This window comes from Pseudoalteromonas sp. TB41 (assembly GCF_000497975.1).
Classification (GTDB): Bacteria; Pseudomonadota; Gammaproteobacteria; order Enterobacterales; family Alteromonadaceae; genus Pseudoalteromonas; species Pseudoalteromonas tetraodonis.
The window spans coordinates 1-13,593 of record NZ_AUTH01000035.1 but is presented as its reverse complement, the minus strand read 5'-3'; the positions used below and the strand labels follow the sequence as shown (position 1 = coordinate 13,593).

The 13,593-nt window shown below is 40.8% G+C and carries 18 protein-coding genes; 8 read left to right on the top strand and 10 right to left on the bottom strand.

The annotated features are described in order from the left end of the window. Positions 1 to 7: 7 nt before the first annotated feature. The 10 genes from rapZ to L641_RS0105410 form a co-directional block, all read right to left on the bottom strand. On the bottom strand, positions 8 to 850 hold the full coding sequence (gene rapZ, locus L641_RS0105455) for an RNase adapter RapZ (protein ID WP_024601346.1): 843 nt from the start codon (positions 848 to 850) through the stop codon (positions 8 to 10). 19 nt (positions 851 to 869) lie between these two features. Next, positions 870 to 1,322 carry a PTS IIA-like nitrogen regulatory protein PtsN gene (ptsN, locus tag L641_RS0105450; protein WP_024601345.1) on the bottom strand — a complete coding sequence of 151 codons (453 nt, stop codon included), beginning with the start codon at positions 1,320 to 1,322 and terminating at the stop codon, positions 870 to 872. 4 nt (positions 1,323 to 1,326) lie between these two features. Then, entirely contained in the window at positions 1,327 to 1,614 is a 288-nt protein-coding gene (hpf, locus tag L641_RS0105445) for a ribosome hibernation promoting factor (RefSeq protein WP_010390562.1), read from the bottom strand. Positions 1,615 to 1,640: 26 nt separating this feature from the next. Further along, the gene (locus L641_RS0105440; protein ID WP_024601344.1) at positions 1,641 to 3,140 is read right to left on the bottom strand and encodes an RNA polymerase factor sigma-54; all 1,500 of its coding nucleotides are present in this window, start codon (positions 3,138 to 3,140) and stop codon (positions 1,641 to 1,643) included. Between the two features lie 334 nt (positions 3,141 to 3,474). Continuing rightward, entirely contained in the window at positions 3,475 to 4,200 is a 726-nt protein-coding gene (gene lptB / locus L641_RS0105435) for an LPS export ABC transporter ATP-binding protein (RefSeq protein ID WP_013463982.1), read from the bottom strand. Further along, the gene (lptA, locus tag L641_RS0105430; RefSeq protein ID WP_016900279.1) at positions 4,197 to 4,736 is read right to left on the bottom strand and encodes a lipopolysaccharide transport periplasmic protein LptA; all 540 of its coding nucleotides are present in this window, start codon (positions 4,734 to 4,736) and stop codon (positions 4,197 to 4,199) included. The genes lptB and lptA overlap by 4 nt, the downstream gene beginning before the upstream one ends. Beyond that, on the bottom strand, positions 4,726 to 5,280 hold the full coding sequence (lptC, locus tag L641_RS0105425) for an LPS export ABC transporter periplasmic protein LptC (protein ID WP_024601343.1): 555 nt from the start codon (positions 5,278 to 5,280) through the stop codon (positions 4,726 to 4,728). The genes lptA and lptC overlap by 11 nt, the downstream gene beginning before the upstream one ends. Then, positions 5,277 to 5,828: a 3-deoxy-manno-octulosonate-8-phosphatase KdsC gene (kdsC, locus tag L641_RS0105420; protein WP_013463985.1), complete on the bottom strand. Its 552-nt coding sequence runs from the start codon at positions 5,826 to 5,828 to the stop codon at positions 5,277 to 5,279. The genes lptC and kdsC overlap by 4 nt, the downstream gene beginning before the upstream one ends. Next, a complete protein-coding gene (locus tag L641_RS0105415) occupies positions 5,829 to 6,800 on the bottom strand; it encodes a KpsF/GutQ family sugar-phosphate isomerase (protein WP_024601342.1) in 972 nt (323 codons plus the stop codon). 3 nt (positions 6,801 to 6,803) lie between these two features. Beyond that, positions 6,804 to 7,772, bottom strand: a complete 969-nt coding sequence (locus tag L641_RS0105410; RefSeq protein WP_024601341.1) for a calcium/sodium antiporter — start codon at positions 7,770 to 7,772, stop codon at positions 6,804 to 6,806. Positions 7,773 to 8,038: 266 nt separating this feature from the next. Here L641_RS0105410 and L641_RS0105405 point away from each other — a divergent pair, with 266 nt between their 5' ends. The 8 genes from L641_RS0105405 to L641_RS0105370 all read left to right on the top strand — a co-directional run bounded on the left by L641_RS0105405 (position 8,039) and on the right by L641_RS0105370 (position 13,563). Further along, a complete protein-coding gene (locus L641_RS0105405) occupies positions 8,039 to 8,854 on the top strand; it encodes an ATP-binding cassette domain-containing protein (protein WP_013463988.1) in 816 nt (271 codons plus the stop codon). Beyond that, on the top strand, positions 8,854 to 9,633 hold the full coding sequence (gene mlaE / locus L641_RS0105400) for a lipid asymmetry maintenance ABC transporter permease subunit MlaE (protein WP_013463989.1): 780 nt from the start codon (positions 8,854 to 8,856) through the stop codon (positions 9,631 to 9,633). Before L641_RS0105405 ends, mlaE begins: the two co-directional genes overlap by 1 nt. Before the next feature lie 14 nt (positions 9,634 to 9,647). Next, a complete protein-coding gene (mlaD, locus tag L641_RS0105395; RefSeq protein ID WP_013463990.1) occupies positions 9,648 to 10,196 on the top strand; it encodes an outer membrane lipid asymmetry maintenance protein MlaD in 549 nt (182 codons plus the stop codon). Between the two features lie 5 nt (positions 10,197 to 10,201). Further along, positions 10,202 to 10,882, top strand: a complete 681-nt coding sequence (locus L641_RS0105390) for an ABC transporter substrate-binding protein (protein WP_024601339.1) — start codon at positions 10,202 to 10,204, stop codon at positions 10,880 to 10,882. Next, positions 10,875 to 11,168, top strand: a complete 294-nt coding sequence (locus L641_RS0105385; protein WP_008465119.1) for an STAS domain-containing protein — start codon at positions 10,875 to 10,877, stop codon at positions 11,166 to 11,168. The genes L641_RS0105390 and L641_RS0105385 overlap by 8 nt, the downstream gene beginning before the upstream one ends. A 5-nt stretch (positions 11,169 to 11,173) precedes the next feature. Beyond that, positions 11,174 to 11,431, top strand: coding sequence for a BolA family protein (locus L641_RS0105380; RefSeq protein WP_007378312.1), 258 nt, complete (start codon positions 11,174 to 11,176; stop codon positions 11,429 to 11,431). Positions 11,432 to 11,445: 14 nt separating this feature from the next. Continuing rightward, complete coding sequence (gene murA / locus L641_RS0105375) at positions 11,446 to 12,705, top strand: UDP-N-acetylglucosamine 1-carboxyvinyltransferase (RefSeq protein WP_008465122.1); 1,260 nt, start codon at positions 11,446 to 11,448, stop codon at positions 12,703 to 12,705. 96 nt (positions 12,706 to 12,801) lie between these two features. Beyond that, positions 12,802 to 13,563 (top strand): IS5 family transposase, encoded by a 762-nt coding sequence (locus L641_RS0105370; RefSeq protein WP_024600859.1) that lies wholly within the window; start codon positions 12,802 to 12,804, stop codon positions 13,561 to 13,563. Positions 13,564 to 13,593: the final 30 nt, after the last annotated feature.

The following is a 13,593-nucleotide window of genomic DNA, read 5'->3' as shown; positions in this document are numbered from 1 at the left end:
TTTGATTTTATTCTTGTTCTCGATGGCGAATTTTTACATTAGGATGACTCATTGCAAAGCTTTCACCAATGGTTTGCGCTAAATAAACAGAGCGGTGTTGCCCACCGGTACAGCCAATTGCAATGGTTAAGTAGCTGCGGTTATTTCGTTCTAAATGCGGCAGCCATGTTTGCACAAATGTTTGAATTTGCCATGTAAATTTTTGCACTATGCTGTGACTTGCTAGGTAGTCTTTTACTGGTTGATCCAGCCCCGTAAGTGGCTTAAGTTCAGGCTCCCAATGCGGGTTTGGTAAAAAACGGGCATCGAATACGTAATCTGCTTCTTTAGGGATGCCGTGTTTAAAACCAAATGACTCAAAGGTAATGATCAGTTGTTTATCTTTTTTTCCGAGTATTTTTTCACGAATAGATTCAGCAAGCTGATGCACACTTAAATCTGTGGTATCAATCATATAATCAGCACGATTAATCAATACATCAAGCAGTTGTTTTTCTTTTTTTATGGCTAAATCAAGCGGCAAAGAATCAATAGATAAAGGGTGGAGACGTCGCGTTTCTGAAAAACGTTTTATTAATGTTTGATCGTCACTGTCTAAATAAAATACCGTTGGTTTAGTAAAACCAGGTAAATATTCGAGTATTTCATTAAATTGCTGTTGCTCTTTAGGTAGATTACGCACATCAACACTCACAGCAATTTTATTATAACTGTCGGAAACGCTGCGCACTAATGATGGTAATAAATTAAGAGGAATATTGTCTACACAATAATAACCTAAGTCTTCCACAACGCGTAACGCCACAGATTTACCTGACCCTGAGCGACCGCTTATAATTATTAATTCCATTTATCACCTTTCTTTATTACTACGATTGACTGACGATAACCTGATATAGTTCGCTATCCGATTTGGCGGCGCGTAACTGTTTACAAAATTCTTTATCATTGAGCTTATCAGCAATCGTGGCTAGCATCTTCAAATGCTGCTGATTATCGCCATCGGGAACAATTAACGCGACAAAAATGTCAACCGGTCGGTTATCAATCGCATCAAAATTAATAGCTGTTTCGCTCACTAAAATCAAAGCAAGGGGCTCTTGAGCTCCACTCATGCGACCATGTGGAATAGCAATGCCTCGGCCAATGCCTGTACTTCCAAGCTTTTCTCTTGCAGTTAATGCATTAAGAATATCTTGTTGTGTTAAATAGGGCAGCTTATTGTGAGCCAATTCACTGATAAATTCTAAAATTCTTTTTTTACTATTAAAAAGGACCGCAGCTTTACTGCAGTCCTGACAGATAAGTGAGCTTAGTTTCATAGTGTTAGTGTCGAGCAAGTTTCTCTTTGTGTTTAATTACTTGACGATCTAGCTTGTCAATGAGCGAGTCTATAGCGGCATACATATCTTGATGCTCAGTAGAGGCAAAAATCTCAGCGCCACTAACATGAACGGTTGCTTCAGCTTTTTGGTTTAGTTTTTCTACATCGAGAATAACGTGCACATTCGTTATGTGATCAGTGTGCCTCTGTAACTTCGAAAATTTACTATTTACGTAGTCTCTAAGCGAGTCGGTAATATCTACATGGCGACCAGTTAAATTCAGTTGCATAAACATTTTCCTCTTTGTTGTACGCCTTAAATCAAACTTTTACGTTGATTAGACGGGGGAATAGCTAGAGATTCGCGATATTTTGCAATGGTTCTCCTCGCTACTTTAATTCCTTGCTCTGCCAATATATCTGCAATTTTACTATCACTCAATGGTTTAGCTGAGTTTTCTGCAGCGATTAATTTTTTAATTAATGCACGTATTGCTGTTGATGAACATTCGCCACCATTTTCAGTACTTACATGGCTTGAAAAGAAATATTTAAGCTCAAAAATGCCACGTGGTGTATGCATGTATTTTTGCGTAGTAACACGCGATATAGTCGACTCGTGCATTTCCACCATTTCAGCCACATCGTTAAGCACCATAGGCTTCATAGCCTCAGGACCGTGTTCAAAAAAGGCCTGTTGCTGTTGCACAATACAGTTGGTTACTTTAAGTAGCGTGTCATTTCTACTTTCTAAGCTTTTTATAAACCATTTAGCCTCTTGTAAGTGCGAGCGAATAAACTGGCTATCACCACTTGATTTAACCGTACGCGACATAGCTGCATATTGGCTATTTACTCTGATCTTAGGCATGCTATCTGGGTTTAATTCAACTACCCAACGACCTTTAACTTTTTTAACCGACACATCAGGAATAACGTATTCAGACTCTTCTCTAACAATAGTGTCTGCCGGTTTTGGGCTGAGCGTATGAATCAACGTCATGATTTCTTTTAGCTCATCTTCTTTAAGCTTTGTTTTTTTCATCAACGTGCGATAGTCACGTGCAGCAAGTAAATCAATATGATCGGTTAAGATCATTTTTGTTTCGTTTAAAAAAGGTGTGTCTTTATCAAATTGATTTAGCTGAATACACAAGCACTCTTGTAAACTACGCGCGGCTATTCCCACTGGATCAAATAGTTGAATACGCTTTAATACCGCTTCTATTTCGTCAAGTTCAACTTCATCTTCGCCGTCGTTTTCTTGGTTAAAGCTTTCTAATATTTCTTCACAGCTAAGGGTTAGAATCCCTGAGTCGTCCACAGCTTCTACAATTGCAATAGCTATCGCTTCATCGGTAGGACTAAACGGCGTCAGTTGAAGTTGCCACATTAAATACTCATGCAGCGTTTCAGTCGAAGAGCCTTGATAAATAGATTCATCTTCTGGCATTGGGCCCGATGAAGAGGCAGGCGCAGCGCTCATATATTCATCCCAAGTAACATCCATAGCCATATCATCGCTAATGGTGTCTTTGGTCATTGCTTCGCCGCTATCTTGCTCATACTCGCTAGGTTTATCGTCAGCTGAGGCACTTAGCGTTAAGTCATCGTTATCGGCTTTTTGTTCGTTTTTACCTGCAGTGTCTTCGCTGTAATCATGTTCTTCAACTTCAAGCAAGGGGTTGCTATCGAGTGCTTCTTGAATTTCTTGCTGGAGATCCAATGTACTGAGTTGCAATAAGCGAATTGCTTGTTGCAACTGTGGAGTCATTGTAAGTTGCTGGCCCATGCGCAGCTGTAATGATTGCCTCATGTATCTCTAACAATCCTTTTAAATTACGGTCTGTTGACCTTTACGGATTAAAATTTGTTCAAACTAGGGGCGGTTTAATTGCGGCGCGAGGTTTGTAACCTAGTGGGCTAAGTCAAAACCGAGCAACAAAGAGTAAATCGTCCCTAGGCAGAACCCGAAGGGCAGCGCCTGTTTGGCATTGATGCTGCGTTATCGCCTATTTATGGGGAATACCACACCACATAGGCTCTGCCTTGCCTAAATACCAAACAGACTGCTGCAAATTCAACCTTGAAAGGTCAACAGACCTAAGTATAATTAATCTTAGCAGATGCTTAGTGGAATAACACACATATTAGAGCTTGAACTGCTCGCCCAAATAAACATCGCGTACTGTTTTATCGTTTAATACGTATTCAGGAGTGCCTGATGCAATTAACTCCCCATGAGAAACTATGTAGGCTTTTTCACAAACATCAAGTGTTTCGCGCACGTTATGGTCTGTAATAAGTACGCCAATGCCACGGTTTTTAAGATGCTCTATAATCTTTTTAATATCTAATACTGAGATAGGATCAACCCCCGCAAAGGGTTCGTCTAAAAGGATAAATTTAGGGTTTGCTGCTAACGCGCGAGCAATTTCAACGCGGCGACGTTCACCACCTGATAAGGCCATACCTTGGCTGTCGCGGATATGCTGAATACTAAATTCATCAAGTAAATTATTTAAGGTATCTTCGCGTTGTTGTTTATTTAATTCTTTACGTGTTTCTAAGATAGCCATTAAGTTTTGATAAACAGTCAGCTTTCTAAAAATAGACGACTCCTGCGGTAAATAACCAATCCCTAAACGCGCTCGGCTGTGCATCGGTAATAAAGTAATATCTTTATCATCAATTGATATTTTGCCTTTATCGCTAGGGACAAGGCCTACAATCATATAAAAAGTGGTGGTTTTACCTGCACCATTAGGGCCAAGTAACCCCACAATACTGCCAGCTTCAACCTCTAGGCCAACGTTTTTTACAACTTCACGACCTTTGTAGCTTTTAGCTAATAGCTCTGCTTTTAATGTGCTCATGGTTGGCCTTTATCATCTTCTTTTTTATTTTCAACAGGGACTAAAATAGTGTGTACACGGTCTGTTGAGTTTTCGTCTTTTTCTGCGCTAATTAACTGCTGCTCGATATCGTAAGTGATACTTTTAGCTGTTATTTTTTGACCTGCTTGAGCAATGCTTGCATCGCCGATTAAGGTTAAAAAACGCAGCGATACATCGTAACGCACTTCATTAGCACTGGCACTCATTATGGTGCCATCAGCTTGTGTTTCTTCAAAATATGCAGGGCTGCCTGTGGCAATTAATAACTGTTTGTTATCGCCTAGGTCATCGCGTTTGTGCACTTCTAAACGGTCAGCTGTGATACGGCGATTACCATGAATAATTTCAACATTTTTCTCAAAAATGCCTACGTTTTCTTTTAATTGACCTTCTTGCTTATCTGCACTAATTGAAATTTGATTAGCAGCGGGGGCTTCAGCAGGTTCAGCGCCATTACTGTTAAAAGCAATTAATAGTGAGGGAACAATTAAAATTTTAAATAGGTTATTGGTCATAATATAGGGTTCGCGTATGGTTAATAAGTTTAATCACCTCGGTTTTTAAATCGGCCTCAAGGCCTTTACCTGTGATTTTTAAATTAGGTCCTGTAATAACGACAGGCTGCTGTGATTGCATGGTTAATAGTTTTATATCAACATTGATGGTCTGGGCGGTGATCGTATCGATCATGGCGTTATCTACTAAATTTTGAGCGGTTACATTACCCTCTAACACCAGTTGACGGTCGTCGTAGAGTGTGGCTTCATCGGCGTTAATACGCCATGTTTGCTGCTCGTTGTATAAAGTGAATATAGGCTTTTCAAAAAAGGTAAAACCGAGTTGTTGATACAACTCCATTTTTACCGCAGTTACCTTATGGCTCACTTTACCTTGTTCATTATAAGCCGTTTGTTTTAACTCAATAGCGGTATAATCAGGCTTAGCAATAACTTGTGTTTCTTCGCTTGCAGTTATATCAACCTTAGTAAAATAAGGATACCAGAGCCAAACCATACAGCTTATGAATAAAACGCTCAGTATAATGCGCGCTACATTCATGAACTCGTTCCTTGGCTAGTTAGTGGCTTGTTATTTTCGAGCATAAGTAAGTCTGTCAGCTCTCTTACCGCACCAAAACCGCCGGGCAGTTGGGTTACATAATGTGATAAACGTTTAATAAGTGGATGAGCATCGTTTACGGCAACCGCAAAACCGACTTGCTCCATTACTGGCATGTCTGGGCCATCATCACCTATATAAGCAATTTGCTCATCGCTAAGCGCTAATTTTTGTTTTAATTCTTGATAGGCTATGAGTTTGTCTTCTTGGCCTTGATATATATGTTGTACGGTTAAACTGCTCATACGTTGCTGCACTATATGAGAATGGCGCCCGGTGATCACGGCGACTTCAAAACCGCTGTTAATCAGGGCTTTGATACCAAATCCGTCTTTGGTGTTAAATGCTTTGAGTTCTTCACCTTGGTTTCCAAGGTAAATACGGCCATCAGAAAATACACCATCAATATCACAAATTAATAGCTTTACTTTTTTTGCGCGCGCCTTTGCATCATCACTTAGCGGTTGATAGAGATCTTCAAATTGCATTTATAGCACTCCCGCTTTAAGTAAGTCTTGCATATTTAGTGCGCCAATCGGTTGATTATGCTCATTAATTACAATTAAACCATTAATACGTTTTTGTTCCATAATATTTAACGCTTCAGCCGCGAGCATCTCTTGGGTGGCTGTAGTACACGACTTGGTCATCACAACATTAATTTCAGTGCTATGAATGTCAATACGTTGCTCTAAAATACGGCGTAAATCGCCATCGGTAAACAGGCCTGATAATTGCTGGTCACTATCAACAATAGCGGTCATGCCGAGTCCTTTGGCCGACATTTCAATCAAGGCATCTTTAATCGTTTGCGTCTCGTTTATGATAGGCGTATCAGCACCACTGTGCATAACATCTTTAAGAGTTAAGAGTAATCGCTTGCCTAAGCTACCACCAGGGTGCGATAGTGCAAAATCATCAGCAGTAAAGCCGCGTGCTTCTAATAATGCCACCGCCATGGCATCACCCATAGCGAGTGTGGCAGTGGTACTTGCAGTAGGTGCTAAGCCCAATGAGCAGGCTTCTTGTTCAACTTTAATACACACATGCACATTTGCCAATGTTGCCATGGTTGAGCCTTGGTTGCCTGTCATGGCAATCATTTTGGCACCAATGCGCTTTAATACTGGAATAATATTAAGTACTTCGCTGGTTTCACCAGAGTTTGAAATGAGGATAACCACATCATTTGCTGTGATCATTCCTAAATCACCATGGCTTGCTTCACCCGGGTGAACAAAAAATGCGGGGCTGCCGGTACTGGCAAGAGTGGCGGNTATTTTGTTACCAATATGGCCTGATTTACCCATGCCAATAACAATAATACGACCTGAGCAGTCATACATTAATTGACAGGCTTGGTTAAAGCTTTCATTAACGTATTGTGTAATATAGCTGAGTGCTTGGCGTTCAATCTCTAGAACACGTAACCCTTGTTGAATAAAGTTTAGCGTTGCCATGGGCTATCCTACTTGACTAAAAATATAACCTTGGTAAATCATAAATGCGACGATGAGCAAGCCACCTTCTATTCTATTGATACGTCTTTGACCTCTAAAGTTCAATGACATAGCAATTAGCGCCAAGGTTGCGCCAATCATAATAATGACATCGCGGTTAGCTACCGAAGTATCGATAACCGATGGATTAATTAATCCTGCCAGCGGTAATACCGCTAAAATATTAAAAATATTCGAACCAACTATGTTACCCAGCGCTAAGTCATCTTCATTTTTAAGTACACCTGCAATTGAAGCTGCAAGTTCAGGTAAGCTGGTGCCTATAGCAATAATGGTCAAACCAATCACTAAGTCACTTAAGCCAAAATATTTTGCGATATCAACGGCTGAGCCAACTAAAAAGTGTGAACTAACCGGCAGTAAAATCATACCCACTACCAGCCAAAAAACAGCTTTTTTGGTTGGTACGTTGTCAGGTACTTCGTCACAGGCTTCGCTCACAAACGGATCGTCTTGGTTTTTAGCTCGCAGTGAGACAAAAATAAGTCCGCCAATAAAAACAACAAAGCCAAATAATAAGGCTGCACCTTCAAAAAATGAAAAATAGTTATCTGAAAAAATATACCAAGTTGCAATGGAGACCAGCAGTACCAGTGGAATTTCACGTTTTAACGTACTTGAAGATACTGATAAGGGTCTTAAAAGGGCGGTAATACCTAAAACTAATAAGATGTTAGTGATGTTTGAACCAACTGCATTACCCACGGCAGTATCGGTTTTATTTGCCAAAGCTGCTGAAGCCGATACCATCATTTCAGGCGCTGAAGAGCCCATAGCTACCACGGTTAAACCTACAATTAGCGTTGGCACGCCAAAGTTTTTAGCCAGTGCTGCTGCACCATAAACAAACCTGTCTGCACTCCATACGAGAGCCGCAAAACCAAGAATTAAAATGACAAACGAGGTAACCATTGTGATAAGCCAATTAATGTAAATTCAGATAGCGCGAATAGTAACAAAAGCCACCATAAAAGTATAAATAAAAGAATAAGGTGTAATACATTAGGCGGTTATTTTAAGTATTCTTTGGCGCTTTTTATATGAAATTTTAAGCCAAAGTTAAGGCTGCTTGAATCAATCTTATAACTGTTTTTGCGACACTATTACAAAATCTTACGAATTGTTTTTTCCATATTGGTTAAAAAACCCTTAAAATAGAAATATGAGAGAGTATTGTTATGGAGAGCGACTTGTCGCAATCAATAGTAGAAGTCAAGGATGTTACCTTTTCTAGAGGCGATAGGGTCATATACAAAAATATGAGCTTTGACGTACCTGAGGGTAAAATTACTGCCATTATGGGGCCAAGCGGAATTGGCAAAACCACGATGCTACGCCTAATAGGTGGCCAGCTTAAACCAGACTCCGGTGATATTTTATTTAAAAACGACAGCATTGTCGCTATGTCGCGCAAAGAACTCTACGCGGCACGTAAACGCATGAGTATGTTATTTCAAAGCGGTGCCTTATTTACTGATATGTCGGTGTTCGATAACATTGCATTCCCCATTCGAGAGCACACGCAACTCAGTGAAGATTTAATCCGTTTAGTGGTATTAATGAAACTACAAGCTGTTGGCTTACGTGGTGCTAAAGATTTAATGCCTTCAGAGTTATCTGGCGGTATGGCACGTCGTGCAGCTTTGGCTCGCTCTATAGCGCTTGATCCTGAACTTATTATGTATGATGAGCCTTTTGCAGGACAAGACCCTATTTCAATGGGGGTTTTAGTTAAGCTGATCAAATCTTTAAACGAAGTACTTGGCTTATCTTCTTTAATTGTCACGCACGATGTGACAGAAGTAATGAGTATTGCCGACCACGTTATTATTATTGCTGATCAAGGCGTTATTGGCAGTGGTACACCAGAGCAGATGCGAGAGCACGAATCACCACTTGTTCAACAGTTTTTAAAAGGGTTATCAGATGGTCCAGTGCCATTTCATTATCCAGCACAAACCTATGCAGATGAACTGTTAGGAGAGCAGCAGTAATGTTGGATTTACTACAAAAAATAGGCCACAAAACGCTGGGCCGATTTGCTGCACTGGGGCGTTCAACCCAAATGCTGGCAAGTGCGTTATGGCATGTACCCAATTTTAAAAAAGGCACACCTTTACTCGTGCGCCAATTATATATGGTTGGCTCACAGTCATTATTGATCATTGTTGTATCAGGATTGTTTATCGGCATGGTATTAGCCCTGCAAGGCTATACTGTTTTAGTTGATTATGGCGCTGAAGACAGCCTAGGCCCTTTAGTGGCACTCAGTTTATTGCGTGAACTTGGGCCAGTAGTAACCGCATTATTATTTGCCGGTAGGGCAGGCAGTGCGTTAACCGCTGAAATTGGCTTAATGAAAGCCACCGAACAGTTATCATCGCTTGAGATGATGGCCATTGACCCGCTTAGACGAATTATAGCGCCGCGGTTTTGGGCTGGTTTGATTAGTATGCCAATGTTGGCACTTATTTTTTCTGCTGTAGCTATTATTGGTGCTCATTTAGTGGGGGTTGATTGGCTAGGCGTTGATACGGGAAGTTTCTGGTCAATTATGCAATCTCAGGTGTCGTTTGAAAAAGACATACTAAACGGTTTAATTAAAAGTATCGTATTTGCGATTGTTGTTACCTGGATTGCGCTTTACAAAGGGTATGACTGTGTTCCCACATCAGAGGGGATCAGCAAGGCAACAACAGAGACAGTGGTGCACTCATCACTAGCGGTATTAGGTTTTGACTTTATTTTGACAGCGGTAATGTTTACCAGCTAATAGGGTATTAAATAATGAATTCACGGAAATTAGAAATTTTAGTTGGTTTTTTTGTAGCATTGGGCATTTTGGCATTTTCAATGCTGGCGCTCAAAGTGGCTAATTCGGGTATTAGCGGCTCAGGTGAAACCTACACATTGAACGCCAAATTTGAAAATATAGGATCATTAAAAACACGTGCACCCATTAAGGTGGGCGGCGTTGTTATTGGTCGTGTAGAGTCAATTTATGTACACCCACAAGAGTTTTTACCAGTAGTAAATATGAGTATTGATGCGCAGTATTTATGTCGTTTTTCAGATACCAGTTCTATCTCAATTTTAACCTCGGGTATTTTAGGTGAGCAATACTTAGGTATTAACCCTGTGATCGCATCAGATTCAGCTAAACAGCGATGCTTAGGCGAAGATGTAGCGAACAGCGAACAAGATCAAGCCATTGACGATTTATTTGGTGTTCAAAGTAAAGCATTAGCCAACGGCGATTCTATTACAGATACCAAGTCAGCATTGGTACTAGAAGAATTAATAGGCCAGTTTTTATTCAACCAAGGTAGTGAGTAATTATTATGTTGAAAACATTTTTAGCAAGTATCGCATTAGTAACTGTCACGCTAGTACAAAGTGTACATGCCGGTGAAGTGAAATTGACTGATCCTAATAAAATGGTACGTCAGGTTGCTGATAATACCTTTGAGCGTATTACCAAAGACCAGCCGTTAATAACCACTAATAAAGAGCATTTACGGGTCATCGTTGAAGAAGAACTGATGCCTTACATTGACTACAAATATGCTGCACTGAGAGTGTTAGGTAGCGAAGTATCTAAGGTACGCGCCATTACCGACAAAGCAGAAAAAGCAAAAGCAATTGAAGATATTCAGCGTTTTATTGGCGCGTTTAGAGAGTACCTTGTTGCCACTTATGCTGGCGTTTTTACCCAGTATACTAATCAACAAGTTGAATTTGCTGCCGAGCAGCCTTTTAAAGGCAAAGATGTGGTGGTGGTAAAAACCAAAATTGTAGAAGCCGGTAAGCCTGATATTAAAATTGATTTTAAAGTACGTGAAGATAGAAGTGGCGAATGGCGCGCTTACGATATGATTGCTGAAGGCATTAGCTTACTTGATGCAAAACAAAGTGAGCTTCAGGGCATTTTACGCCAACAAGGTATTGACCATGTTAGCGACCTGTTAGAGCAAAAAAGTAAGTTACCGGTTCAGTTTAGAGGCAGTGACACAAATGACTAAATTGGCAATCAGCCAAGTCGATGAACAGCATCTACGAGTCAGTGGTGAATTGACTCATAATTCAATTGGCAATGAACGGCTTCTGAATACCAAGCGACAAACTGAGCATAAAACCCTTTATTTTGACCTAAGTGAGGTGACAAGGGTTGACACAGCCGGCTTAGCTTGGTTAATTCACTCTTTTACAGAATTTAAGCAACAAGGCATTCGCCTTGAATTGCAAAACCCACCTGAACAACTGCAAAACCTTATGCAGTTAGGCCAGGTTACAACCCTATTTGAGTGAGAGTTATGGAAACGAGTCAAGTCGAAACATTATTACGCGACGAACTTCAGTTAGCTGAAGTACATGTAAAAGCCAATGGCAGTCATTATGAAGTAATCGCTGTCGGTGAATGCTTTGACGGATTAAGTCGTGTTAAAAAGCAACAGCTAGTATATGGGCCATTAATGAACACTATTTCAGACGGTACCATTCATGCTGTTTCTATCCGCGCTTTTACTCCGACAGAGTGGAAACGTGAGCAAAAATTCATTTTACCGCAATAAATAAGGCCCCTTAGATGGATCAATTTGTAATTCAAGGTGGCACTTCACTGGCTGGTGAAGTAACTATTTCTGGCGCTAAAAACGCAGCTCTTCCGATTCTATTTGCAGCTTTATTAGCTGATGGCAAAAGTACTTTTACTAACGTACCACATCTTCGCGATATCATCACGACCGAAGCCTTACTGAAAACGTTAGGCGCTGATGTTCAGTGGCAGGGCGATTCACTCATTATTGATGGTGCAACGGTAAATAGCACGTTAGCGCCTTATGACTTAGTAAAGCAAATGCGTGCGTCAGTGCTTGCACTTGGCCCTTTAGTCGCTCGATTTGGTGAGGCACAAGTATCTTTGCCAGGTGGCTGTGCTATTGGTGCACGCCCAGTTGATATTCATATTCAAGGCTTAGAGCGTATGGGCGCTCAAATAACCGTTGAAAACGGTTATATTAATGCCAAAGTAGATGGTCGCTTAAAAGGCGCTGAAGTTTTCATGGAAATGATTAGCGTAGGTGCTACTGAAAACTTACTGATGGCGGCAACGCTCGCCGAGGGTAAAACAGTACTAGAAAATGCTGCCCGCGAGCCAGAAATTATCGATTTAGCCAATTGCTTAATTGCTATGGGGGCTAAAATCAGTGGTGCGGGCTCAAGCCGTATTGAGATTGAAGGGGTTGAGCGTTTATCAGGTTGTGAACACCGTATATTACCGGATCGTATTGAAACAGGTACCTTTTTAGTGGCTGCAGCGATGGCTGGCGGCGAAGTACTATGTAAAATGACCGATTTTCATTCACTTGAGCCTGTAATAGAAAAACTACGTGCAACCAATGCGTTATTAGAAGTGCACGATGACAGTATTTACCTAGATATGCGAGGCCGAGAGCTTAAAGCGGTGAATATTAAAACTATGCCTCATCCAGGTTTTCCAACCGATATGCAAGCGCAGTTTACCGCATTAAATGTGGTGGCTAATGGTAGTGCGACGATTACCGAAACTATTTTTGAAAATCGTTTTATGCATGTGCCTGAGCTTCAACGGATGGGCGCTAATATTCGCTTAGAAGGCAATACAGCCTTTTGTGGTGAAACAAAAAGCTTATCGGGTGCGCAAGTAATGGCAACTGACCTTCGTGCATCAGCGAGTCTTATTCTAACGGGGATTGTGGCTCAAGGCGAAACGGTTGTTGATCGTATTTATCATGTAGATAGAGGTTATCAGCGTATTGAAGATAAGCTTAGTGCGCTAGGTGCTAACATCAAACGCAAAAGCAATTAGTTATACTAGGGCGTGTTGATCTTTGTGGTATGAAAAACAAACAGCATGAAGATAAGGTATAATTGAATTCGCCAGAAAACTTTACACCGAACCTACATGCCAAGATTAATGCTAACAGACGGGACATGGAATGTCTTATCAAAAGTAATGTACTTAAGTGGTCGAATTTATAATAAGCCCGACCATAGAAAAACGCTCGAAGGCATACTGTATAAGATGCGCACAGGTATTCCATGGCGAGATTTACCTTCTGATTTTGGCCGTTGGAGTGCTATCTACAGACGGTTTAATTTATGGTCCAAAAAAGGGATTTTGAATGAACTGTTTCGCGCATTATCTCGTGATGCGGACATGGATTGGGTCTTCATTGATGGCAGTATTGTCAGGGCTCATCAACATAGTTGCGGTGCAAGAACTGCTGACAATGAATCAATTGGAAAGAGCCGAGGTGGAAATTCTACGAAAATTCATCTTGCAGTCGATAGCGGAGGGTTGCCTGTTTATTATGAATTATCCTGTGGAAATACGCATGATATCGTCCATGCAGAGTCACTCGTAGCTAATTGCCCAACAAGTAATATGGTTGTCGCAGATAAAGGCTACGACAGTGAAAAACTGAGAGCGTTTGTTCGTGATAATAACGCTACACCCGTTATTCCACGTAAGGGCAACAGTTTAGTAGGCAATGAAGATATTGACTGGTGCATGTATAAATATCGGCACTTGGTTGAGAATGCATTTGGCCGTATTAAGCAATATAGAGGGATAGCCACGCGGTATGAAAAGCTTGAACGAAATTATCATTCAATGCTCGCTTTAGCATTTACTATGATGTGGCTACCAATGTGGGCTGATTGATATATGTACTACAAAGATCAACAGCCCCTA